We start from the raw sequence: 26240 nt of genomic DNA, 5'->3' as shown, positions 1-26240 counted from the left end.
ATTGAGGATGGAAGCACAGGCTGAGCTGCGCTTCGGGTCACACGGCGTGCTCAGGGCGATTTCACGTCGCGCAGCAGCTCCTCGGTGGGCCGGGGACCGTTGCGCACCCCGTCCCACAGCCCCTTCTTGAGGCCGCGGCGCAGCGTCGTGCGGTCCGCGGAGCCGGCGTATGTCCGGGCCCAGCGGCGCAGGGTCGAGGCCGCGTAAAGCGAGCGCTCCACGGGCGCGAGGCCGCGGCTGCGCGTGAACAGCCAGACCTTGTTGCGCACCTCGAAGTAGAACCGGTCACCGGGGTCGACGTCGGTGCCGCCGAAGGTCTTCGTCTTGTGCACGACCACGCTTGCGGGGCAGTAGAGGCCCACCCGGCCACGCAGCAGCCGAGTGGTGAACTCGAAGTCGTCGTTCCACAGGAAGTAGTCGGCGATCGGCAGCCCGCGTTCCCGTACCGCCTCCGCGTCGACGAGGACCGACACAAACGAGGCGGACCGGATGGGCGTGCAGCCCGCGGCGGCCGCAGCGGAGAGCTCCGCACGACCGGCGCCCGGCTTGGTCCGCGGGGTGTTCATCGGGTGCTCACGGCCGTCCGTCCAGACGACCCGGCTGGCCACCAGCGCCGGGGGTGCCGGCGACCGTTCCCGGGCGGACAGCAGTGCCGCGAGCGCCGCCGGCTCGGGGACGGTGTCGTCGTCCATCAACCAGATCAGGTTCGCGTCCTGGTCGAGCGCCTGGGCGATGCCCACCGCGAAGCCGCCGGCGCCGCCGGTGTTGTCGGTCAGCTCCACCAGCTCGACGTCGCCGAACCGCTCCCGGACGAGGTCGGCCGTGCCGTCGCTTGAAGCGTTGTCCACGACGACGACGGCGTCCGGGCGCCGGGTCTGCGCCGCCAGCGCGGTGAGCGCCTCGGTCAGCAGCTCCCGCCGGTTGTAGGTCACCACGACGGCGACGACACGCGGGGTCATCGGCTTGCGGTGGTGTTCGCCGTACGGCTGGAGAGGGCGGGGCCGGTCTCCTCCTCCGTGGCTTCGGTGTCGTCGGCGGCCTCCGCATCCCCGGGGGCCGGGAGGGCGGGAGGCTCGACGCCCTTGATCCGTTCGACCAGGTGCCAGTAGCCCACACGCATCTTCCACACCGCCTGGCTGCGCTCGCTCATATGGCGCGCCATGAGCTTCGGCAGTGCGGTCGTCCGCTGCTCGCTGCGTTCCTTGTGCAAGTCACCGATCTCCGTGCGCAACATCGAGATCCGGTCCAGCAGCCCGAGGATGGTGTGGGTCGCGGCGTCCAGCAGCTCCGGATCACCCGGCGCCGCGGCCGGCTCGGTGGCCGGTACGGGTGCGGCCAGCAGCTCGTCGAGATCGCCGACCACGTCGTAGCCCCCGTCCCGCACGGCTGTGACGAGGCTCTCGGACTTCCGCGCGGCCCATTCGCGGCGGTCCGCCGGCAGCGGCACCCGCCCCGGCGCGCCGCGACCCGGCAGGACCTTCAGGGCGAGCACATCGGTGACCAGCTGGTGGTACAGCCACATCGGCGCATCCTCATCGATGGCCTGGTTGAGGCGCCGCAGCAGCTCGGTCTCGGTCCAGCTCAGCGAGGAATTGGTGCGGGCCTCGGACAGATCGACCAGCTCGGGGTCGACGCCGATCAGCGAGGCGAAACGTTCCCAGAGCAGGGTGGGCGGGCTGCCCGGCCGCGGCATGGTGAGGACGTGGATCCTGTCGGGCGGGACGACCGCGGCCCAGCGGCCGAGCACCTCGGGGATGTCGTGCACACGCCAGAACCATTCACCGGCGGCCTCGTCGCGCGGACCGTCCACGACTTCGGACAGCCACTTCTCGAAGGCGAAGTGGAACCGGTGCTTGACGTACTCCTGCCACTCCGACGGCAGCAGGCTGCCCAGGTCGCGGGCCGAGTAGATCACGTGCACCTCGGCCGGCGCGAGGGAGTCCACCGCCCGCTTGACCTGGTCGGCGTTGGTCGCCGCCAGCACCTCGTTGGAGATGACCGCGACCCGGCCGGCGGATTCCTTGATCTTGTCCACCAGCCCGTCCCAGGCGCCGTCCCAGTCGGGCGCCGGGTCGTCCGGCTCGGGCCGCAGGCCGCGAAGGTCTCGGGTGGCCGCCACGTGTGCGCCGAACGAACCGCCGGGCATGACCACGCCGTGTTCGGCGAGGAGCTCGGCGTTGCGCCAGAGGACTCCCTGGACGAAGGTGGTGCCGCTCTTCGGGGCGCCGATGTGCAGGAAGACGGTCTGGGGCGGGGGGGCGGGTGCGTCGGGCACCTGGGTACTCCCGGGGTCGGTCTCGTGATCTGGCGCAGGACACCTGGAACGGCAGCGCGGTTTACAAACCAGGAAAATACCGGCCAAGTGTTTCAACCTGGTCATCCAGGCCTGGTGGCGCAGGTATCTTAGCGACCCAACGCCCTCAATCGTCCCAGAGTCCGCCGAAGTGGACTCCTGCTGGAGCAGGGCGCAGCTCCCCTCGTCAACACAGAAGGACGTCCGTGAACGTTGATCTCGTGGTGGTCGGCTCCGGATTCTTCGGGCTGACCGTCGCCGAACGCTGTGCGACCGACCTGGGGCTGAGGGTGCTCGTCCTGGAACGCCGTGACCACCTCGGCGGCAACGCCTACAGCGAGGCCGAGCCCGAGACCGGTATCGAGATCCACCGGTACGGCGCGCATCTCTTCCACACCTCCAACGAGAGGGTGTGGGAGTACGTGAACAAATTCACCTCGTTCACCGGCTACCAGCACCGGGTGTACTCGACCTTCAAGGACCGGGTCTACTCGATGCCGATCAACCTCGCGACGATCTGCGAGTACTTCGGCCGGGCGTTCTCCCCGGACGCGGCGCGGGCCCTGGTCGCCGAGCAAGCCGGGGAGATCACCGACGCGCGGAACCTGGAGGAGAAGGCGATCTCCCTCATCGGGCGGCCGCTGTACGAGGCGTTCATCCGGGGTTACACGGCCAAGCAGTGGCAGACCGACCCCAAGGACCTGCCCGCCGAGATCATCGCGCGGCTCCCGGTGCGCTACACGTTCGACAACCGGTACTTCAACGACAAGTACGAGGGGCTGCCGGTCGACGGTTACACCGCCTGGCTGGAGCGCATGGCCGACCACCCCAACATCGAGGTGCGGCTGAACACCGACTTCTTCGAGGTACGCGGCGACCTCGCGGGGCAGGTCCCGGTCATCTACACCGGCCCGCTGGACCGCTACTTCGACTTCGCCGAAGGCGAGCTCGGCTGGCGCACGCTGGACTTCGAGATGGAGGTCAAGCCGACCGGCGACTTCCAGGGCACCCCGGTGATGAACTACGCCGACGAGGACGTGCCCTACACCCGGATCCACGAGTTCCGGCACTTCCACCCGGAACGGGACTGGTACCCGGCCGACAAAACTGTGATCATGAGGGAGTACTCGCGTTCCGCCGTGCGTGGCGACGAGCCGTACTACCCGATCAACACCCCCGAGGACCGGGCCAAGCTGCTCGCCTACCGTGAGCTGGCCAAGGGCGAGGACAGCGTGCTCTTCGGCGGCCGCCTCGGCACCTACAAGTACCTCGACATGCACATGGCGATCGCGAGCGCTCTCAGCATGGTCGACAACCGGCTGCGGCCCCACTTCGCGCAGGGCGAGCGGCTCATCTCTGGAGGAGTGGACGAATGAGTGCCGATCAGCTGCGCGTGCTGCACCGCGTGATCATGCCCGCGGAGCGGGACTTCGACGTCCTGAAGCTCTACGTGGACGGCAACGCCGTCTTCGGCCGCAAGGCCGCGGACCTGCAGAGCGCCGCCGAGCAGGTGCTGGCCGAGCAGGACCAGCCGAGCTCCGGCAGTGGCAAGGCCTACCGGCCGGCGACCAAGGAAGACCAGGCTGAGATCGTCGGCCGCCGGAGCATCGTCGTGCCGTCGGGTGCCCGCGTGTCGTTCTGCAGCTATTTCAACGCCTTCCCGGCCAGCTACTGGCGCCGCTGGAGCACCCTCGAGGAGGTCACCCTCCGGCTGCGACTGAGTGGCGAGGCGACCGTCCTCATCTACCGCTCCACCGGCAAGGGCCACCTGGAGCGGATCAAGTCCCTGCACGTCGACTCCGACACCTCGGTCGAGGAGACCGTGACCCTGCCGCTCGCCCCGTTCATCGACGGCGGCTGGTACTGGTTCGACATCGTCGCCGACGGCCGGACCGCCGTGCTCGAAGAGGCGGAGTGGTGCGCGGACGCCGGGCAGGTCGCCCAGGGCACCGCCACCATCGGCATCACCACGTTCAACCGGCCCAAGTTCTGTGTCGAGCAGCTCATCGCGCTGGGCGGCGCGGGGGACGTGCTGGACGTCATCGACGAGGTCGTGGTCGTGGACCAGGGCACCGACCGGATCGAGGACCACCCCGACTTCGCCGCCGCGGCCGAGGCGCTCGGCGACAAGCTGCGTGTGATCGACCAGGCCAACCTGGGCGGCTCCGGCGGCTTCGCGCGCGTCATGCACGAGACCGTGGAGAGCGGCCGCAGCACCTACGCGCTCCTGCTCGACGACGACGTCATCCTGGAGCCCGAGGGCATCCTGCGCTCGGTGACCTTCGCCGACCTCGCCAAGGGGCCGATGATCGTCGGCGGCCACATGCTGGACCTCTACAACCGCTCGGTGCTGCACGTCTTCGGTGAGACGATCGCCCGCTACCGCTGGTGGATGGTCCCCGCGGCCAACACGCACCTGTCGCACGACCTCGCCCATTCGCCGCTGCGTCACACCGACTGGCTGCACCGCCGCGCGGACGTCGAGTACAACGCCTGGTGGATGTGCCTGATCCCGGTCGACGTCATCCGCAAGATCGGCCTCTCCCTGCCGTTCTTCATCAAGTGGGACGACATCGAGTACGGCCTGCGGGCCAAGGCGGCGGGCATCCCGACGGTCTCGCTCCCGGGCGCCGCGGTGTGGCACGTGCCGTGGCACTCCAAGGACGTCATGACCGACTGGCAGGCGTACTTCACCGAGCGCAACCGTGTCATCACGGCGCTCATGTACTCCCCGTACGAGCGCGGCGGGAACATGCTCAAGGAGAGCCTGTTCATCACCGTCAAGCACGCGCTGGCCATGCAGTACTCCACGGCCGAGCTGATGCTGATGGCCATAGAGGACGCGCTCAAGGGCCCGCAGGACCTGCACCCCTCGATCGTCACCAAGATGGGCGAGCTGCGGGAGTTCCGGGCCAGCTTCACCGACGCGCGCGCCAAGCCCGACCTGGACGCCTTCCCGGCCGTGAAGCGCAGCAAGCCGCCACGCAAGGGCCGCGACGTCGTCCCGCCGAAGAACCGGCGCGCGATGTTCCAGACCGCGATCATGGGCGGCATCCGACAGCTCAAGCCGGTCGGCTCGCTGCCCAAGAGCAACCCCGAGGCGGTCGTCCCGCACGTCGACCAGACCTGGTGGCTGCTCACCAAGTTCGACAGCGCGCTGGTCTCGTCCGCCGACGGCACCAAGGTCGCCTGGTACCAGCGTGACCCGCAGCGGTTCTGGTCGCTCATCAAGCGCGCGTCCGCGCTGCACGCCCAGCTCGGCAAGGACTGGGCGAAGCTCAGCCAGGAGTACAAGGACGCGCTGCCGATGCTGACCTCACAGGAGGAGTGGGTAGCGACCTTCGAGAAGGCCCGTACGGAATGACCGTCGCGTCGGGTGATGCCGCGGCCGGGGAACTGGTCGAACCGGGACGCAGTGGCGGGCTGGGCGACGTCGTCCGCCGCCGCTACCTGCTGAGGCTGATCGTCCGGCGGGAGCTGCGCGCCCGCTACCAGGGATCGCTGCTGGGGATCGGCTGGTCGTACGTACGGCCGGCCGCGCACTTCGCGGTGTTCTTCTTCGTGGTCGGCATCTTCCTCGGGATGAGCAAGAACGTTCAGCACTTCCCGATCTTCATGTTCTCCGGCCTGATCCTGGTCTCGTTCTTCAACGAGACCCTGATCAACGCCACGCACTCCGTGCTGGGGAACGCGCCGCTCGTGCGCAAGGTCTACCTGCCGCGCGAGCTCTTTCCGGTGGCCTCGCTGCTGGTGTCCTGTGTTCACCTGGTGCCGGGCCTGGCGATCGTGACCGGCGTCTCGATCGCCTGGGGCTGGACGCCGAGCGCTGGGGCCATCGGGTCGGCGCTGCTGGGCTTCGCGCTGGTGGCCGTGTTCGGCATGGGGCTGGGGCTGCTGTGCAGTGCGCTGCACGTCTTCTACCGGGACACCGACAAGGTGGTGGACATCGCCACGCTCTTCATCACCTGGTCCGTCCCGATGATCTATCCGTGGACCGTGGTGCGCGACACCGCGCCCGGCTGGGCCCTCGACCTCTACCTGGCCAACCCCATCGCGGACGCCGTGCTGCTGTTCGAGCGCGCGTTCTGGTGGCCCACCACCGACCAGACGTTCTTGTTCCCGCCGCACCTCACCCGGGACGGCCTCATCTCGCTGGCGATCGGCGTCGTGGTGCTGGTGTTCGGCCAGCTCGTCTTCGCCCGGCTGCAACGCCGCTTCGCCGAGGAGCTGTGACATGACCGAGGAGCTGACCATGGCCGAGGAGCTGTGACGTGACCCACTCGTCAGGTCGGCAAGCGATCGTCGTCGACGCGGTGACCAAGCGGTTCACTCTCCGGCACGCCCGTTCCATCAAGACCATGACGGTGCGGGCGCTCCGCCGGGAGAAGCTCAAGGAACGGTTCGTCGCGCTGGACGAGGTCTCTGTCAGCATCGGCGTGGGCGAGTCCGTGGCGCTGCTGGGCGTCAACGGGTCCGGCAAGAGCACGCTGTTGAAGATCATCTCCGGGGTGCTGCCGCCGGACGCCGGTTCGGTCGGCGTGCGCGGCCGCATCGCCGGGCTCATCGAGGTCGGTGCCGGCCTGCACCCCGATCTCAGCGGCCGCGAGAACATCTTCCTGAACGGCGCGATCCTCGGCATGGACCGTGCCGAGACGCTGCGGAAGTTCGACTCCATTGTGGAGTTCGCCGACATCGGCCGCTTCCTGGACCAGCCTGTGCGCTTCTATTCGTCCGGCATGTTCATGCGGCTGGCCTTCTCCATCGCTGTGCACACCGAGCCGGACGTGTTCCTCATCGACGAGGTCCTGGCCGTAGGCGATCCGCTGTTCCGGGACAAGTGCATCAAGCGGCTCCGCGAATACAAAGACAGTGGCCGCACGATGGTCATCGTCGCCCATGACGCTAAGCTGCTGCGTCAATTGTGCACGCGTGGTGTTTTTCTGGAGAAAGGACGTGTTCTGTGGGACGGCGACATCGACACCGCCGCCGACCTGTTGGTGCGTAAGCGCCAGGAACGCCGCCGCGCCCTCGGTCTGCCCGTGCCCCCGGCCGCCGGAGCAAGTAGATGACCCCAGCTCCCCATCATGCTCACCCCTCCCAGTCCCCCGCCACCGCTACAACCCCCGTCACCGCCACTCCCGCCACGGCCGCCCACGGGCGGCTGCATGAGCTCGACCTGCTCCGTTTCGTCGCCGCAGCCGCGGTGATGTTGCACCACTACGTCGGCGAGATCGTCGGGTGGGGTCCGCAGGGCTATGACCAGATGAGCGGGGTGTCCCAGGCCACGCAGTACGGCAACCTCGGCGTGGACCTGTTCTTCCTCATCAGCGGGTTCGTCATCCTGATGAGCGCATGGGGCCGGGGCGTCGACCGGTTCGCTGTTTCGCGCGTGGTCCGGCTCTTCCCCGCCTACTGGTTCGCCGTCGTGCTGGTGCTGATGGTCTACCTGGCCACCGGGCTGCGGTGGCTTCCCGCCGACGAGGAGAGAAGGGGCGCGCTGGAGGCGTTCCTGCCCAACATGACCATGCTCCAGAGCGGCCTGCACGTCCAGTCGCTGGAGGGCGTCTACTGGACGCTTTGGGTGGAACTGCACTTCTACGTGCTGGTCGCGGTCGCGCTGCTGGCCAAGCGCGGGATGACCTATGGCCGGTGCATCGCGTTCATGGTGGCCTGGCTGCTCGCCGGGGTGTTCGCGCAGGAGGTCGACTCCACGCTGCTGATGGCGCTGTTGGTCCCCACATGGGCGCCCTACTTCGTCGCGGGCATGGCCTTCTACCTCATGTACCGGTTCGGGCCGAACCTCGCGCTCACGCTGATCATCGGGTTCAGCTGGGCGCTGGCCACCTACCACCGCACCACGGTTCTCAATCCGGTCCTCGCACTGCCCGAAACGCGGAACCTGGCCATCCCGCTCGGCGTCACGCTCGTCTTCGCGATCATGTGGCTGGTGTCGACCCGGCGGATGGGCTGGCTCGGCGTGCGCGGTGCGACGGTGCTCGGTGCGCTCACCTACCCGCTCTACCTGGTGCACGAGACGCTGGGCCGAGTGGTCCGGGAGCAGCTCGGTGACGCGCTCGGCTCGTGGGAGACCCTCGGTGTCAGCGTCGTCGTGGCTCTGACGGTCTCGTACGCCGTCTACCGGCTGGTGGAGGTGCCCGCGCAGGGCTGGCTCAGGCCGAGACTGACGACCGCGTTCGAGCAGATCCGGTTGCAGGGCGCCGGGGTGGCCGCCAAAGCCTCATCGCCGGCACCGGCGGCGTCCGCTCTCACGCAGGCGCCCGGGGAGGTCCACGCACAAGCCCCGGTCCCCGCGCAGACCTCATCGGTCTCCGCGCAGAGCTCATCGGCCCCCGCACAGACCTCAACGGTCCCCGCACAAACCTCAGCAACTGCAGTACAGCCCGGCCCCTCCTACGGCGGGAGACCGTATGGGGAACCTGTTGCGGGGGAGGCCCCGTTGGAAGGGCGTTGGGAAAGTGTTCGGACCGCGCCGGGCGACGGAATGCCTTAATCTGATCAAGGTTGCCCAGATCGTCAAATTGGCCCCGATGGTCGGAAGAGGTACTGGATGCTCCGCGCGAGGCCGAGACGGCTGGCAGGCGCATTGATCGCTGTCGCCATGGTGCTCGCGGGTTGCGGTGGCATGGGCGGGGGCGGCAAGCGCGCCAAGGCACCGGCGACGGCTGACGCGGAGGCGGCACGCAATAAGCCGAACCTCGTGTACGTGCTGACGGACGACCTGGACTGGGGCCTGCTCCAGTACATGCCGAACGTCAAGCGGCTCCAGCAGCGCGGGATGACGTTCTCCAACTACTTCGTCGCCGACACGCTGTGCTGCCCGTCGCGGGCCACGATCCTCACCGGGAAGTTCCCGCACAACACCGGGGTCCAGAGCAATGACCCGCCTACCGGGGGGTTCACGGTCTTCCAACAGCGTGGGAACGAGCAGAACACCTTCGCGATGTCGTTGCAGCGGGCCGGCTACCGGACGGCCCTCATGGGCAAGTACATGAACGGCTACGAGCCGACCAAGCAGCAGGGCTCGACCCGTACCTACGTTCCGCCGGGCTGGACCGAATGGCAGGTCACCGGGCTCGGCTACGGGATGTACAACTACAACCTGAACAGCAACGGCGTCCTCAGGTATTACGGGCGGGCACCGAGGGACTACCTCAACAGAGTGTTGTCGGACAAGGGCGTCGACTTCATCAATCGCAGTGTCGACACCCGCCGGCCCTTCATGCTGCAGATGTCGACGTTCTCGCCCCACGCGCCGGCCACGCCCGCCCCCCAGGACGCCAAGTCGTTCGCGAAGCTCAAGGCACCCAGGACGCCGGGCTTCAACGAGCCGGACATCAGTGACAAGCCGGGTTGGCTGCGCACGTATCCGCAGCTCAGCCCCAAGCAGGTCCAGGCCATCGACCGCGCGTACCGGGAGCGGGTGCGCGCCGTCCAGTCGGTCGACCGGATGATCGGGAAGCTCCAGGCCACACTGAACGCCAAGGGCGTCGGCAACAACACCTACTTCGTCTTCAACTCTGACAACGGCTACCACATGGGCCAGCATCGACTCGACGAGGGCAAGCTCACGGCATACGACACCGACATCAAGGTGCCGCTGATCGTGTCAGGGCCGGGAGTGCGCGCGGGCAGCACGGAGCAGCGGTTCACGCAGAACACCGATATCTCCCCTACGTTCCAGGAGTTGGCAGGAGTGAAGCCGTCGCAGAACACCGACGGCCGGTCCCTGCTCCCGCTACTGCAAGGCAAATCCGTACGGGACTGGCGGATCAGCGCGTTCATCGAACATCTCGGGCCCAAGTTCCAGAAGAACGACCCGGACCTGCCACTCAAATACGGCGGTAACCCGCCCACATACGCGGCGGTGCGGACCGCGAGCGAGCTGTACGTGGAGTACCAGAACGGGGACCGTGAGTACTACGACCTCACGCGGGATCCGTACCAGCTTGGGAACCTCTACGCCCAGATGCCGGCCGCGAGGCGGACCGAGTTGCAAGGAGTGCTCGGCGCCTACCGCACGTGTGCCGGGGCCGCGTGCCGCAAGATCCGCTAGCGGGCCCAGACGCCAGATCTTGGACATCCGTCAGCGGGGCTCCACGCGCCAGATCTTGGATCCCTCACCGGGGCCCCACGCGCCAGATCTTGGAGATCCGTCACCGGGGTTCCACGCGCCAGAGCTGGGCGGCCCGGCCGGTGCACGGCGCCTGCTGGACGGCGGCACCGGCGGTGTGCGATCCGCCGGCGACATCGATGCAGTTGCCGGAGGCCTTAGCGACGACGGTGTAAATCATGCCGGTGAGCTGGTTGACGGACCAGGTGGGGCTGGTGGCGCAGGGGCCGCCCAGGCAGCGGCCCGTCTTGGCGTTGCGCAGCTTCAGCGAGGCGTCGGGCGTTCCGGAGATCGTCCACTTCTGGCGCGGACGGCGTGCATCACACGGCAACTGCCGCGTGGTGTCACCCGGGCCTGTGGCGTCCAGGCACAGGCCGCTGCCCGCATTGCGGAGGCGGTAAGAGCCGGGCTTGGGCGGGGCGGGCGCGGCCGGCTGCATCGCGGCCGTGCCGACGAACGCGCGGCACGTCTTGCTGCCGGATCGTTCAGTGGCGACTTCAAGCAGGCCGTTGCCGTCGGCCACCGGAAGCATCGTGGAGCTGTAGTTGTCGCACACCACCTCGTCGTGGTCGGGGCGCGCGGAGAAGTCCACCCTGACCGGGGCTGACTGCTCGTACCAGCGGCCACGGCCGTTGTCGACGTTGACCAGGATGGTGGATCCGCTCGCCGGACGGGAAAGCTTGCCGTTTTCGGAGCGGAGGAGGCCGCCGACCAGGAGCAGGCGTCCGTTGGGGCCGCCGCCGGGGATCCAGGTGACCGTGGGGGCGTGGTAGAGGAACTTGCCGTCCACGGTGCGGACGGCGGTGCCGACATCGCGCGGGTCGCCCCAGTTCCATCCGTCGGGCGACGTGCGGTAGTGGACCTTGCAGGAGTCCTGGTCCCGGCCGCACACCTCGTACACCATGAAGTACGTGCCGTTGGGCGTGCGCCTGACCACGGGCATGCCGGGGCGGGCGCCGCCGCCGAGGGTGATGACATCCGTCCTGGCGCCCCACGTGACCCCGCCGTCGGTCGACACCACCTGTGCGATCGTCTGGTCGTGGCCCGGACGGGTCTCGTCGGAGAAGTAGCAGACCAGCCGGCCCTGCGCGTCCAGGGCCAGCTCCGGCTCCCAGAGGCCCTGGTCGGAGGGTGTCCCGGGCGGCGCGCTCGCGCAGCTCGACAGATGGCTCCAGTGACGGCCGCCGTCCGTGCTCCGCCAGATCCGAAGCTCGGGGTGCCGCCCCGGCGCTTTGTTCTTCATCCCGACCGTCCAGGCCCACAGCAGGGTTCCGGCCGGCTGGGCGCCGACCTGGTGCGGGAGTTGGAACAGGCTGCCGCAACACCCGCCGCGGCCACCGGCCGCCCGGTCGTCCCGGATCTCCGAGATCGGTTTGAACGTGGCGCCGTCGTCGGCGCTCTCGTAGAAGCGCGCCAGATCGGTGAGGCCGCCCTGAGCCGAGCTGGAGACGCTGACGATGATGCGCCCGTCCTTGAGCCGGATCGCCCGCGGGTACATGGCCTCCCGGTCATCGAGCGGCCTTTCCGGCCGGGTGACGAGCTGCGCGGCCGCCTCAGGCGCCGGTCCGGCCGCGGTGGGCTTCGGCGGCTTCTTCGGCGCGGGCGGCTTGGAGTCTGAGCCCGCGCACCAGTTGGCCACGAGCAGGATGGCCGTCAGCAGCGCCGTGACGCGTACGACGGCCGGGGCCGAGCGGTGACCGGACTGGCTCCCCATCTCTCTCCTACATCGCACCTCACCCCTTGGCCAGAGGTGTCCGTCAGGGAGTGAGCCGCTGGCTCATCCATCGCATCACAGGCGGCAGGACCTGGTTCCAGGTTCCGAAGTTGTGACCACCGGAGTCCAGTGTGATCGACGATGCCTGCATCGGGGGTTTGACCATCGAAAGGAAGCGCTCGGTTCCCGCGCGGTTCGGCTCACCGACCTTGCTGGTGGTGACCAGGACCGAGATGGGTGGGGGAGGGCGGTTGCGCAGCCGCCAGAACAGGTCGTTCTCGTCCCGGACGGCCTGGCTGCCCCCGTACAGATCGCCGGTCGTCAAGTCCTTGATGGCGCCGTAGTAGCCCGAAATGGAGGCGGCCGCGGAGAAGACGTTCGAGTTCCGCATCGCCAGCTTGAGTGAGCAGTAGCCGCCGGTCGACAGGCCGAATACGCCCCAGCCGGTACGGGACGTGGAGGTCTTGTACTGGGATGAGATCGCCTCGGGCAGGTCCTGTGAGAAGAAGGTCGCCGCCTGCGGGCCGCCCGGCACGTCCATGCACTCGGTGTCGCGGCTCCCGGAGAGCGCCGGCCGCATGAGCACGTAGATGGTCGGCTGGACCTGCCCCGCCTTGATCTCCTTGCTCGCCGTCTGGGGCACCTTCAGTTGGGTGACCAGGTTGCGCACCGCACCGGGGTAGCCGCTCAGCGCCAGGACGACGGGGAAGCGCTTCTGCTGCCCGCCGGGCTGGAAGTACTGCGGTGGAAGATAGACATAGCCGCGGCCGCGCAGCCCGGATCGGGCCCCCTGGACGTCCACGGTGTCGACCGAGCCGTCCTTCGCCGGGTCGCCGCCGACCGAGAACTCCGGCTTCAGCTTGATCACCTTCGCGCCGGCCAGCGCCCCGGCCGGGCCGCCGTTCTGGACCACCGCCGGCCCCTCGCCGCCGCGGCCGATCCCGGTCAGCTCGCTCCAGGTGGCGTAGAAGCCGAACTGCCGGTTGATCAACGCCAGCACCGACGCCACCACGAGCACCTGGCAGAGGCCGAACATCGCGAGCCGCCCGATCACGAAGCGTAGTCCCTGGCCGCCCAGCCGGCGCCAGCCCCAGACCGTCGCGATCAGCACGGCGACTGCGGCGGCGATCAGCAGGCATACCAACGGCCAGCCGATAAGCGACACGCATACTCCTTGATCCCCGAGTCACCGGCATAGCGGACACTACCGGCAAGTCCGTCCCATTCGGTAACGGTTGTTGATCGTGTGGCCCCTGGTGGGCTGCTCGACGCTACAATTTTGATCTTCCCCCGATTGGAGTGCGCCGTGCGACGCGTCGTGATTCTCGCCGCTGGTGGCGCCGTGCTGGCCGCCGCAGCTGCGGGATACGTCGCCTACTCCAAGTCAAAGCGCCGTGCCATGACACCTAGGCCGGAGACCGCACCGAAATCCGCGCCTGCATCCGCGCTGACACCGGAGCCCACACCCGCACCGGTCGGTGAGCTTCGCCGGGTTAGCGCTGCCGCCACCTCTCCACGACGGGACGCATCGATGAGACGACGGTTGATCATGTCTGTGGCCGGCGCCGCGGCGCTCGCGGTGGGCGGCACGGCGGCGTGGGCGGTGACCAGCGACGAGGCCGGGCGGGCCGCGGCGCCGGTGGCAGCTCCCGCGCAGGCGGCGGTCGCAGCTCCCAAGCTCGTCATCCCGGTCAACTTCGCGGATCCGGACGTCATCAAGGTCGGCAAGACCTACTACGCGTACGCGACGAACACCCGTGGCAAGAACATGCCCGTCGCCACCGCGCCGTCCCTGCGCGGTCCGTGGAAGCAGCGGGCCGACGGGCTGCCCGTGCTCGGTGCGTGGGCCAAGGCGGGACGTACGTGGGCTCCGGACGTGATGCGGCGCAAGGACGGCAAGTTCGTCCTCTACTACACGGCCCTGAACCGGTCGACCGGCCGGCACTGCCTCGGCACCGCGCTGGCACCCTCGCCGCTCGGCCCGTTCACGCCCGCCGCCCGGCCGTTGGTGTGCGACCCGCCGGCGGGCGCCACGCATCCCGGGGTGCTCCCGGAGATCATCGATGCGGGCAGCTTCTCGCAGGGTGGCCGCAACTACGTCCTCTACAAGGTCGGCTACAACAAGTACGGCAAGCGTTCGTTCCTGGCGATCCAGAGGGTGAGCTCCAACGGCCTCAGCCGCGTCGGCAAGGCCAAGGTGATCCTGACCCAGACCAACGAGCCGTACACGGTCGAAGCTCCCGACCTGGTCTACCGCAACGGCAAGTATGTGCTGTTCTACTCCGCCGGGGTGTTCAGCAAGGACAACTATCAAACGCGCTACGCGGTGGCCTCGAAGCTTGGCGGCCCGTACAAGAAAGCCGCCAAGCCGCTCATGACCACCGGCGGCTTCGGCCGGAAGGTGAACGGGCCAGGTGGCGCAGACGCGCTGTGGGGCGGCGCCGGCGTCTGGAGCATCGTGTTCCACGGCGCGATCCTCCCCGGCCCGCCGCCCAAGCCGGACCCCTCGCCGCACCCCCCGAAGCTCACGCGCGGCATGTACGTCACCGGCCTCGGCTGGACCAAGAGCGGCCACCCCTACGTCCGCTGACCCGCTCTGATCTTTTCTCGGAGGGGTAGCCGGAGATTTCCAACTGGAGCCGGCCGCAAACTCGCGCGTAGGCGATGATCCCGGGCCGCCCCACGGCCTCTAGCCCGGAGTCCCGCACGCGTGACGCGTACGTCGACCTGCGCGCCCCGCGTATGCACACAGCCCCCCGCCACGCCGTCATATTCCGGGATGGCTCAGGTCCTGCTGCTTGGGCCGCTCCACTGGCTGAGGGGCGTCTCGCCTCGTGCTGCCACGTGTGCCCCCGCCCGCGAGACGTCATGGCAGATCCGACCGTTCTGTTCATTCCTCGGCCGAATGAACAGAACTGCCACGTGACCTAATTGTCCGGTGATGGAGACGCGCGACGGCCCTCGAAGGTTTACTCCACTTGTGTCTTGATCTCTGACCGCTTGTTGAGGCAAGATCAAGCCGCTGAAGCCATGGCCTTTATGTTGGGCTTATGCGGCCGCAGCGTATGGTTCCCCCGACCCTGTGGCTTTTGGAGTCTCTCGTGGCCCCTTCGCGTGCTCGACGTGGATTGCTGGCCGGACTGTTGCCCGTCGTCCTAACCATTCCTCTGCTCGGAGCGCCAGCTATTGCAGGGCGTGACCAAGCAATTGCCGAACCGGCAAGCGCGACGGATGGGATTGCCCTGTCCCCGCAGGATGCGGCGCAGGAAGCACAGCGCGCGAAGAAGCCCGTTCAAGTGTTGTCGCTGGCAGATGAACGTCGCAACGTTGTGGCCTCTGCTGATGGAACATTCACCGCGACACTCTCTGGAGTTCCCTTCCAAACCCGCAAGGGAAACAAGTTTGTTCCGGTCGACACGCGCTTGCGCAAGATGGCAGACGGGCGATGGGAGCCCTCGGCATCCACGGTAGGTGTCATTGTTTCGGGGGGTGGTAAGGGCGCCTTTGTTCGTGTATCGCGGGCGGGGCGCGAGTTTTCACTGACACTCCCCGGTGAGTTGCCGGCGCCGACCGTGGCAGGCGACACGGCGACTTATGTCAATGCTGTCAGCGAAGGAATCGACCTCGCTGTCCGAGTCCTGCCCGACGGAATCTCGCATTTCTTGGTCGTACGTACACCAGATGCTGCGCGCAATCCGAAGCTGGCGGACGTGCGGCTCGCGGTTGGAGGCTCCAAGATCAAACTGCGTTCCGCCAAGGATGGCGGTGTCCGCGTGGAGGATCGGGGGAGCGGGAATGAGCTCTTCGAGGCCGATGCCCCGACGATGTGGGACTCCGCTGGTCAGCCGACTCCTGCTGCGGCACGCTCTACTACAGGCGGACAGAACGACTTGTTGGCTGGACCGAACGACGGGGCCAGAGTATCGCCGGTAAAAGCGACGGTCGCTGATGGGACCTTGTCCCTCAAACCTGACCTAAAGCTTCTTTCTAGCGTAGCCACCGAGTTCCCGGTCGTCATCGACCCTGTCTTCAAGACTGTCAACCCATCTTCTTCTGGCTACGGATATGCAATGGTGTCCGACCGGGGTGGGCTGGACGCCAGCTGGGATACGGAAGGCGTGGGTTATTGCCACAGTTCCGGCGTCAATATGGCGTCGTGTGGCAGTGGCCTTAGGAAGCGGATCTTCTATCGCTTCCCAACGAAGATCTTCAAGGGGCAGAACGTCATCACTGCTGCCCTCCAGGTGAAGCAGACTCTCAACTATGACGGTGACATGACTGCCGTCCAGACATGGGCGACGAAGAACTACAGCGCTTCCACTACCTGGGGTGGCCAGGATTCTTTCGGAGACGGAAAATTCTGGGACAGGATGCTTCAGGAAAAGAGTACAAACTACGGGTCTCCGGCAGCTAATGCGAACACAGTGAGGTTCGATTCGGCAGCGGTGACGGACTATGTACATCGCAGTTCACTCGCTGGATCCTCCCAGGTGGTATTTGGGCTGAAGGCCAAGAGTGAAAGTACCTTCCAGAATTGGAAGCGCTTCGACAACTATGCCTACCTTCAAGTGCAATTCAACCTGCCTCCGCATCAGCCGCGCCAAGCTCACCTGACAACGGATGGTGGCCCCTGCCAGCCCATTGACGCTCCGCTGATCGTGAACAAGGTACCTATGCTGAGGGCCGGCCTGACGGACCCGAATGACACAGAGAAGCTGCAGGGCGAACTCGAGCTCGAGTACATCGACCCGAATCTCGGATTCTCAAGTCCGGCGGGCGGGTGGAAGACGAATGTCGCATGGGAAAACGAGAATTTTGATAATCCAACGCGGTTCGAGTTCAATATGGCCCAGGCGGAGCCGGCCGCTAATAAGCAGATCCGTTGGCGGATTGCCGCCCATGACTTCCGTCGCGACAGTGGTGGGAATGTCACGAACACCTGGCAGGGAATGAGTCCGTGGAGCGACGTGCCCAACCCGGATACACCCCGGGAAGAACACTGGTGCAACTTTGTCATTGATACTAATGCGCCCGCCAAGCCGCAGGTGACTTCACTTGACGGAGTTTACTCGGAGTATCCCACGAACACGCTTTGGAACGGTGGTGCCGGGGTGCCGGGGAGGTTCAAGTTGGCAGCGGCCCCGGGCACGCCGGCTTGGGATATACCGAAGTCCTACGTAGTGACGTTCACCGACTGGGCTGCGCCGAGGACCATCGCGGCGGCGGCCGACGGAAGCGTGGAACTTCCGTTGAGCCCTACCTCGGGCGGTGAAAAGGTCCTCGTGGTGACCGCGAAGGATGGTGCGAACCGTCTTAGCGCCAGCTACTACTACGTCTTCCGTGTGAAGGAGGAGCCCCCAGCGGCGGCCTACTGGAGGTTGGACGACGCTGCTGGAGCCAGGCAGCTGGTAAACGACCAGGATGCCAATGCCTTCTCGGCAGCTGTGCAAGGTGCGGATGTGTCCACAGGCGCGGTGGGCAAGCGTGGGACCGCTCTCCGTCTCAATCGCGATGCCGATCCGGGCACCGTAGGTTACGCGCAGACCGATAAGCCGCTCATCAATCCTGTGAAGAGCTATTCGGTCTCGGCATGGGCGAAACTCGAGAATAACGGCGCCTTCGCCACCGTCCTTGGACAGGACGGCGCAGTGATTACGCCGTTCTATTTGCAGTACTCGCAGGTGGACAATCGTTGGAAGTTCGCGATCACCGGCGGGGACTACCAGGGCAATTCTGTCGCTCGGGCACTGTCCAATGATGCACCTACCTTGGGTAGGTGGACGCATCTGGTGGGTGTCTACGACGCGTCGGCTAAAAATGTCAGCCTTTACGTGGACGGCAAGCTTCAGCAGACCCAGACCGCCCCGGAAACGCAATGGTCCACCGGTGGTGCAGGACCATTCACCATCGGACGCACGAAGTATAACGGCGGCTCGGTTGACTTCTTCCCGGGTGAGATTGACGAAGTGAAGGTGCTGACGCGCGCGGTTTCGGCGAGCGAGGCTGAAGACCTTTACTACGGAACGGTGTCGGCGCGTTGGCGGCTCGATTCTGCGGGAGGTACGGTGCCCGACGACACGGGAGGCCACGGACTGACTCTCCAAGGTGGCGCCGCAATCGCAACGAGCGTTTCCTGCACGACCAGGGTCGTTGGACCGGGATGCTTGAGCCTTCCTCAAGGGGGATATGGCGAGACGTCCGGACCGGTGCTTGAGACGGATCGGAGCTTCACGATCGCAGGTTGGGCCACTCCGGCCGGAGTGCCCGGGGCCAACGCTGCGGTCTTCTCCCAAGCAGGAAATGTGAACAGCGGATTCACGGTGCGCTATGCGCCCACCGCGTACAACGGCTTGGGTGGTTGGCAGATCGAGGTGCCGGACAAAGACACCTCTGATGCAGATATGAAGACCGTCGACCATGACAAATGCAGTGTGTGTGAAGGTTCTGCCAGCACACCTGACCATCTCGCTTTGGTCTACGACGCGCCGACCCGAACGATGAAGTTGTACGTCAACGGGCTTCTCGGTGGCGCGGTGGAGTCGGTGCGCGAAGGCGTGAGCAGCTTCAACGCCGACGGCAAGCTGCAGATCGGTCGAGCGCTCAGGAACGGGACGTTCGGTCAACCGTTCGCTGGCCTGGTCGATGATGTGTGGGTTTATCAAGGCGCACTCTTGGAGGACCAGATCGGCCAGCTGCACAGCGGCGTCGAATTCAGACTCGAAGATGCCCCTTGATGTCGGCTAGCTCTCAGCGTTCAGCCTGATCTCCCCTGTCGGTCGTGTTAAAGGCGCCTCGCAGTGGCGGGGCGGCGGTCTTGGAGGGCTGCGTGAGCGGTCGAATGGTGCTCTGCGGTGCGAGCAGACTGAGGCGGCGTATCGCCGTCATAATGACGGTCACGCTCGGAACCGGATTGCTGTCGGTGGTACCCGCGCAGGCAGACCCCCGCGGAGGTGATCGTCCCAAGGTCACTCATCACGAGAAACTCGCCGAGGCTGAGAAGCTGAAGGTGCGGCCCCGCAAGACCAGTCCTGAGGCCTTCACCACGAGGCCGCTGCCTGTTCCAACGTGGCCTGAACCCGGAGGCGCAGAGGTAGAGGTTCCGGCTAGCGGCACTCAGCCGGTGCGAGTTGGTTCCCTTCCCGTGTGGGTTGCTCCTCCGGGTCGGCAGCAGCGCGCCGTTCAAAAAAAGCGTGTTGAGATTCCAGGCAAGGTCCGAGTCCGACTAGCGGACCGTGCGGCCGCTCAGCGAGCAGGGGTGAGCACTCTACTTCTGACCGTGGCGCCCACCGATCAGACACAGGCCGGCAAGGTGGCCCTTCACCTCGACTACTCGAAGTTCGCGCACGCCGCGGGAGGGGCTTACGCGTCGAGGTTGCGGCTCGTTCAATTGCCGGCTTGTGCGCTGGTGACTCCGGATAAACCGGAGTGCCGTTCGCACAAGCCTGTGCCGACTAGAAACGACACCGAGTCAAAGAGGCTCATTGGTGAAATCGATGTGGCATCCAGGGGCTCATCCGCATCCGCAGGGCAGGCAACGGTTCTGGCGGTGACCGCAGGTGCCTCGAGCAGCCAGGGCGACTACAATGCCACGTCGTTGTCGCCGTCCTCGAGCGGCAATGTCTCTACCAACACCGGTGACTTCACTTGGTCATATCCGTTGCGGGTTCCGCCAGTACCGGGTGGCCTACAGCCTGATTTGGCGTTGAGCTACAACTCCGGAGGCATCGACGGCCGGACGGCCAATTCGAACAACCAGTCATCCTGGGCTGGCGATGGGTTCGAGCTGTGGCCGGGGTACGTACAGCGGGGTTACAAGTCCTGTGAGGACGACGGTGCTCCCAAGGACGAATGGGGAGTCGCGCCTGCAGACCAGTGTTGGGGGTACGACAACGCCACTCTCAGCCTCAATGGCCACTCAGGGGAACTGATCCCGGCTGGCGGTGGCAAGTACCGGCTCAAGAACGATGACGGCACACGCGTCGAGCGTCTCACAGGCACGGATGCCAATACCGACAATGGCGATGATGACAACGAGTACTGGAAGGTCACTACGACCGACGGGACGCAGTACTTCTTTGGCAAGCACAAGCTTGAAGGTTGGACATCAGGCAATCCGGTGACCAACTCGGCCTGGACTGCGCCGGTCTTCGGGAACAACTCCACCGAGCCATGCCACGCGGCGGCGTTCAAGGACTCGTCGTGTCCGCAGGCCTATCGCTGGAACCTTGACTACGTCGTTGACCGTGACGGTAACGCCATCACCTACTACTACGCCAAGGAAACCAACCACTACGGCCGCAACCTCAAGGCCAGCGATGAAACCCCGTATGTCCGCGGCGGCTACCTGTCGCGGGTGGAGTATGGCCTGCGTAAGGACAATCTGTGGGCCTCTCGCGTACCGGCCGCAGTGGAGTTCGAGGTGGCCGAGCGTTGCCTGCCCAACGCTTCGTTCAACTGTGACCCCGACAAGATCGATGCACAGCGCGCACAGTGGCAGGACACGCCGTGGGACCTGAACTGCAAGTCCGGTCAAGAATGCAAGGACGACCACGGCACCCTGGCGCCGACATTCTGGTCTCGCTACCGCCTGCTGAACATCACCACCAAGGTGATCGAAGACAACGGCATGGGCTGGCGCAACGTCGACAACTGGAAGCTCGGGCACAAGTGGGGGGACGCCGACCCTGAACGGTCGCTGTTGCTGGAGACGATCCAGCACACCGGTCTTGCGGCGACTCCGTCGGTGACGTTGCCGAAGGTGACCTTGGCCTACCACGACAGTCCCAATCGGGTGGACAAGGCTGGCGACAACACTGGTCCGTTCATCAAGTACCGGCTGGTCGGAGTCTCCGATGAGTCCGGCGGCCAGACCGCCATCACCTACAAGACCGCCGAATGCAACGCCGACAACCTGCCGACACCGCACACGAACACCAAACGATGTTTCCCGGTGTACTGGGTCCATAACGGCGGCGAGGACCCTAAGATCGACTGGTTTCACAAGTACGTGGTCGACAACGTCCAAACGACCGACCGCACCGGACTGGCTCCCAACGTAGTCACCACCTATGACTACAAGGGCGGTGCGGCCTGGCATTTCGATGATGACGACGGCCTGACCAAGGAGAAGTACAAGACCTGGTCGCAGTGGCGCGGCTACGGGCACGTCCAAATCCGTACTGGCGGATGGAATGACCCGCGCACGCAAAGCGACCATTTCTTCCTGCGCGGCATGGACGCCGACCGCGCCGTCCCGGACACCGACCTAGGCCGGATCGTCAAAATCGATGACGGTGAGGGCGGCACCATCATCGACCACAACGTCTACGCCGGCTTCGAATACCGCACCGTCAACTACGAGCGTCCCGGCGGAGCTGTCGCCGCCAAGAGCGTCCGCACGCCCTGGAACCACCAGACGGCGTCCCGTACCCGCTCATGGGGCACGGTGACCGCCAACCTGTCGGGAGTCTCCAGCACCCGAGCTTTCACCGCGGTCGGCGGTGGCGGCTGGCGCGAGACCCGCGTGAACAACACCTTCGATGTGAACGGCAACGGTGGCACCGACACCCCGATCGGCCGCGTCACCATGTCAGAAGACCTAGGTGACGTTTCCACTGCTACCGACGACCGCTGCACTCGCACGACCTACAAGGACAACACCGGCGACTGGCTGCTGTCCTTCCCCAACCGTGTGGAGACCGTTGCGGTCAAGTGCTCCACCACGCCCAGCAGAGCCACCAAGCCCGACGGGCAACCAGGCCACGTCATCTCCGACGTCCGTACCTCCTACGACGAGAAGGGCTGGAATGTCGCGCCGACCAAGGGCAGCGTGACACTGACTGAACGTCTGACCTCGCACGACGGCACCACACCCACATACAAGAGGGTCACTGCCACCAAGTACGACGACCTGTACGGGCGTCAGACCGAGGTGACCGACGCCAAGGGAAACACCACTAGAACGTCCTACGAGGACCCTCAAGGCCTCACGACCCGAACCACGGTGACCAGCCCGCGAACGAAGGCGGATGACGCCGACAGCGCGCACGTCACTGTCACGGACTACGACACCGCGTCAGGCAAGCCGCTCACCCGAGTCGACCCCGCGCTCAAGCGCACCGACACCGTCTATGACGCTCTGGGCAGGCTGGTCAAGGTGTGGTTCCCGGACCGCCCTAAGGCACGCGGCCTGTCTCCCAACCTGGAGTACACGTACCAGGTTGAAGAGGGCAAGATCATTGCGATCGGCACCAAGAACCTGACCGCGACGGGAGCCCAGAAGCCGCCGACCTACCAGCTGTATGACGGCCTCCTACGTCCCCGCCAGACCCAGGGCCACGGTCCGGGCGGCAACAAGATCGTCGCTGAGACGCTCTATAACAACGTCGGCAAGGCCGAACGTGTCTACGCGCCTTACTACGAAAAGGGCGCGCCCAGCCCGGTCTTGTGGGGTGTCACCTCGCCCGGCGCCACCGAGACTCAGACCAAATACGTCTATGACGGGCTTGGCCGGGTCACCAAGGAAGCGTTGATCAACGGTGGTGGTGACGGCGCGCAGATGTGGGCCACCATCTACGACTACGAAGGCGATCGGGTGAGCGTGACTCCGCCCAAGGGCGGCACCCCCACCATCAGCATCAGCGACGCCCGAGGCCAGCTCACCGAGCAGCGGCAGTACCACGCGAGCACTCCGACCGGCGACGACTACGACATCACGCGCTATACCTACGCACCCGGCGGACAACTCAAGACGCTCACCGGGCCGGTGAACAGCAAGACCGGCGGCTCCGGCAAGACCTGGACCACCTACTACGACCAGGTAGGCCGCAAGACCCGTACCGACGACCCGGACAAGGGCACCACCAAATACAGCTACGACGACCTTGACCGGCTCACCAGCGTCACCGACGCCCGCGACCAGAAGGTCATCACCAACTACGACGTCCTCAACCGCGTCACCAGCACCACCGATGGTGCAGGAAGCGTTCTGACCAGCAACGTCTACGACACGGTTGCCAAGGGCCAGCTGACCTCCAGCACACGTAAGGCCAAGGACCGCAACGGCAACATCGCCGACTACACCACCACCGTGGCTGGCTACGACAACCTGTATCGCCCGACCGGCACCACGCTCACCATCCCCGCATCCGAAGGTGTCGGCACCAGCTTCACCTTCACCAGCACCTTCAACGCCGACGGCACCCCCAAGTCCACCGGCATGCCCGCCGCCGGTGATCTGCCCGGGGAAGCGGTCACCTTCGGCTACAGCAACGATCTCCTCGCGCTGCCGGAGACGCTCGACAGCAACCTGTCCAGCTACGTCACCGACAGCCTCTACACCCCGACCGGCAAACCGCTGCAGTACGAGCTGACCACCGGCGCCAAGAAGACCTGGCTGTCCTACGAGTACGAGGTCGTTACCCAGCGCACCTCACGCTTCCGCGTCACCCGCCAGGACATCCCAACACTGTCGGACCGTGACGCCACCTACAAGTACGACGACGCCGGCAACATCCTGCAGGTCGCCGACATATCCGCGGCGGGCCAAGACACCCAATGCTTCCGCTACGACCACCTCCGGCGACTCACCGACGCCTGGTCGCAGGACGCAGGCAACTGCCCCACCGACACCTCCACCACCCCCACGATCGGTGGCCCCGCTCCCTACCGCGCCACCTACACCTACGCCACCGACGGCAGTCGCAAGGGCGAGAAGCAGTACTTCAAGGACGCCGTCGGCACGGCCCAAACAGCAACCCGCGCCTATGCCTACGCCGGAGAGCCCGGAGTCACCGGCTACAACGGACACCAGCTCGCGAACGTCGTCCAGAGCGGCACCAGCCCCTACACCGGCGCCACCGGCAGGGAGACCTTCACCTACGACCAAGTAGGCAACACCGCCACCCGCAACATTGCCTACACCGACAACGGCACACCGAAATCCCGCACTCAAACCTTCGACTACGACACCGAAGGCGAGATCTCCTCCATCACCCAGGAGGAGACCGGCAAGGCAAAGGACACCAGCACCTTCGTCTACGGCACCGAAGGCGGCCGCCTGATCAAGCGTGACTCCACCGGCGTCACGCTCTACCTCCCAGGCATGGAGGTCAAACTCGCCGCGGGCGCCACCACGCCCACCGCGACCCGCTACTACTCATATGGCGGGAACACGATCGCCACCCGCACCAGTGCCGGCGTGACCTTCCTTGCCCCCGACCACCAAGGCACCAGCCTCCTCACCATCGGCGCCGCCGACCAGAAACTCACCCAGCGCCGCACCACACCCTTCGGCCAAGAACGCAGCACCACCGGCACCTGGCCCACCTCCCTGGACAAGGGCTTTGTCGGCGGCACCAAAGACACCACAGGCCTCACCCACCTAGGCGCCCGCGAATATGACCCCAACACCGGCCGCTTCACCACCGTCGACCCCATCTTCGACGCCTCCAACCCCCAAAGCTGGAACGGCTACTCCTACGCCAACAACAGCCCCATCACCTTCAGCGACCCGACGGGCTTGAGGGCAGACGAACCCAACGAAGCCCAATGCCGATTCCACGGCAAATGCAAGAAACCGTCTACAGGCACAAACCCAGACCCCCCAAGCCCGGGCGGAGGCGGAGGCGGAACTAACCCGCCGGCCAACAAGAACTGGTGGCAAAAGGGCATCATTGGCCACGGCGTCAACGCCTTCAACGGCTGGGTCGACGGCGCCATCACCAGCGCCACCGAAGGCATCACCAACCTCAGCCGCGCCATGATGGGACTCGGCGCCATCGGCCCCTGCGCCGCAGGCAGCTCAGCTGGCTGCCAGATCGTAGCCAAGACCAGCCAACAGCCCGCCCCCGTCCACGTCCCTCTCGGCGGAGACACCAACTCCAAGACCTACAAGGTCGCCAAGGTCATCGGCGAAGTGACCGGCGTTCCACTTCCCAGCGCCGGCGCGACCGGAGGCGTCCGGGCCGCTACCAAAGCACCTGGCCTCATCAAACGGGCTGTCAACGCCCTACGCCGAACAACACCGACCAAGACCCTGACCGAAGCCGAATGTTTCGTCGCCGGCACCAAGATCGCCACCGAACACGGCAGCAAACCGATCGAGAAGATCAAGGTCGGCGACCGTGTCTGGTCCCGCGACACCGCCACCGGCAAACTCACCCTCCAACGCGTCGTCCGACTCTTTCAAAAGAAGACCGACCGACTCATCACCCTCAAGGTCGCCGGCCAGCACATCAAGGTCACCCCCGACCACCGCATCTGGGTCAACGGCAAGGGCTGGACCCACGCGCGTAACCTGGCCGTGGGCGACAAGCTCCTCCAAGCCAACGGTCGCACCGCCACCATCGCCGCCGTCGGCGCCCTGCAAACCAACACCACCGTCTACAACTTCGAAGTCGAAAACACCCACAACTACTACGTCACTGATGCCAAACTCCTCGTCCACAACGACTGTGGGCCCGGGCTCCCTAACCAAAGATCAATTGAGATTCAGAAGATTGAGTTGAAGACGGCGGCCGATCGAGGAGTCAAGCCTGTGACTCTTGGGGAAGGTGCCGGGATGAGCGGTCTGAAGGAAGCTATTGGCGGAGCGTCTGATTTCAAGTGGGCCGTCACCATGGATGACGACCTCAAGGTGATGCCTGCCTTTGCTGGCGGCGGGTCAGGTGGATGGCCTCGGGCGGAGATCGCTCACACGGTTCTTGCGGGGCTCGGGGCTAGAGTTCGCGCAGCGGGATCCGGTACCTTTATGGAAGGTTTTCCAGCATTCATTAATAATCACAGCGGCCATTTCATGCCAGGCGCGGAAACCCTGCCAATAGGTGAGGCTGCTTTCGAGCGTGCTGGAATTGACTACATTTCGTCGGTGTTTGGAGGGGGGTAGTGATGTCTACTTTGCCGAGTGCGGACGAGTTGGGGCAAATTCGGTCGGCGCATGAGATGGCCAATATATTGCGTCGGAACGATTTGTCCTCTGCTGGGGCTGGCTGGTGGAGTGCCGTTATCTCGGTATGTAATTCGCACCACCTTAGTGCCGAAGTTGGAGCAGTTGACGCAGATCAGTGGTCGGACCTTCTCGTCGAGTCTCTTGATGCCGCTAA

Annotated in this window: 13 protein-coding genes; 9 read left to right on the top strand and 4 right to left on the bottom strand. The window is 65.8% G+C overall.

Annotated features, from left to right (window positions below):
* Positions 1-50: 50 nt before the first annotated feature.
* A complete protein-coding gene (locus ACH34W_RS35875; protein WP_395965606.1) occupies positions 51-959 on the bottom strand; it encodes a glycosyltransferase family 2 protein in 909 nt (302 codons plus the stop codon).
* Positions 956-2275, bottom strand: a complete 1320-nt coding sequence (locus ACH34W_RS35870; protein ID WP_395965605.1) for a hypothetical protein — start codon at positions 2273-2275, stop codon at positions 956-958. Before ACH34W_RS35870 ends, ACH34W_RS35875 begins: the two co-directional genes overlap by 4 nt.
* A 224-nt stretch (positions 2276-2499) precedes the next feature.
* On the opposite strand from ACH34W_RS35870, the gene glf reads away from it, so the two are divergent.
* Genes glf through ACH34W_RS35840 form a run of 6 tightly spaced genes read left to right on the top strand, consistent with a single transcriptional unit; the run spans position 2500 to position 10367 of the window.
* Positions 2500-3669, top strand: a complete 1170-nt coding sequence (gene glf / locus ACH34W_RS35865; protein ID WP_395965604.1) for a UDP-galactopyranose mutase — start codon at positions 2500-2502, stop codon at positions 3667-3669.
* Positions 3666-5657 carry a glycosyltransferase gene (locus tag ACH34W_RS35860; RefSeq protein WP_395965603.1) on the top strand — a complete coding sequence of 664 codons (1992 nt, stop codon included), beginning with the start codon at positions 3666-3668 and terminating at the stop codon, positions 5655-5657. The genes glf and ACH34W_RS35860 overlap by 4 nt, the downstream gene beginning before the upstream one ends.
* Entirely contained in the window at positions 5654-6526 is an 873-nt protein-coding gene (locus ACH34W_RS35855; protein WP_395965602.1) for an ABC transporter permease, read from the top strand. The genes ACH34W_RS35860 and ACH34W_RS35855 overlap by 4 nt, the downstream gene beginning before the upstream one ends.
* 38 nt (positions 6527-6564) lie before the next feature.
* Positions 6565-7362, top strand: a complete 798-nt coding sequence (locus ACH34W_RS35850; RefSeq protein WP_395965601.1) for an ABC transporter ATP-binding protein — start codon at positions 6565-6567, stop codon at positions 7360-7362.
* Positions 7359-8804: an acyltransferase family protein gene (locus tag ACH34W_RS35845; RefSeq protein WP_395965600.1), complete on the top strand. Its 1446-nt coding sequence runs from the start codon at positions 7359-7361 to the stop codon at positions 8802-8804. Before ACH34W_RS35850 ends, ACH34W_RS35845 begins: the two co-directional genes overlap by 4 nt.
* Before the next feature lie 57 nt (positions 8805-8861).
* Complete coding sequence (locus ACH34W_RS35840) at positions 8862-10367, top strand: sulfatase (protein ID WP_395965599.1); 1506 nt, start codon at positions 8862-8864, stop codon at positions 10365-10367.
* 100 nt (positions 10368-10467) lie between these two features.
* On the opposite strand, the gene ACH34W_RS35835 is transcribed toward ACH34W_RS35840, so the two are convergent.
* The gene (locus tag ACH34W_RS35835) at positions 10468-12138 is read right to left on the bottom strand and encodes an RICIN domain-containing protein (protein ID WP_395965598.1); all 1671 of its coding nucleotides are present in this window, start codon (positions 12136-12138) and stop codon (positions 10468-10470) included.
* Between the two features lie 43 nt (positions 12139-12181).
* Positions 12182-13303, bottom strand: a complete 1122-nt coding sequence (locus ACH34W_RS35830; protein WP_395965597.1) for an alpha/beta hydrolase — start codon at positions 13301-13303, stop codon at positions 12182-12184.
* Positions 13304-13687: 384 nt separating this feature from the next.
* Between ACH34W_RS35830 and ACH34W_RS35825 the strand changes: the two genes are divergently transcribed.
* The 3 genes from ACH34W_RS35825 to ACH34W_RS35815 all read left to right on the top strand — a co-directional run bounded on the left by ACH34W_RS35825 (position 13688) and on the right by ACH34W_RS35815 (position 26023).
* Positions 13688-14728, top strand: coding sequence for a glycoside hydrolase family 43 protein (locus tag ACH34W_RS35825; protein WP_395965596.1), 1041 nt, complete (start codon positions 13688-13690; stop codon positions 14726-14728).
* Positions 14729-15239: 511 nt separating this feature from the next.
* The gene (locus ACH34W_RS35820) at positions 15240-18872 is read left to right on the top strand and encodes a LamG domain-containing protein (protein ID WP_395965595.1); all 3633 of its coding nucleotides are present in this window, start codon (positions 15240-15242) and stop codon (positions 18870-18872) included.
* A 542-nt stretch (positions 18873-19414) separates the two neighbouring features.
* Positions 19415-26023, top strand: coding sequence for a polymorphic toxin-type HINT domain-containing protein (locus tag ACH34W_RS35815; RefSeq protein WP_395965594.1), 6609 nt, complete (start codon positions 19415-19417; stop codon positions 26021-26023).
* Positions 26024-26240 lie beyond the last annotated feature (217 nt).

The sequence above is a fragment of the Actinomadura sp. 6N118 genome (assembly GCF_044326415.1).
Classification (GTDB): domain Bacteria; phylum Actinomycetota; class Actinomycetes; order Streptosporangiales; family Streptosporangiaceae; genus Spirillospora.
The sequence above is the reverse complement of the archived record's forward strand: the minus strand, read 5'-3'. Positions and strand labels throughout refer to the sequence as shown.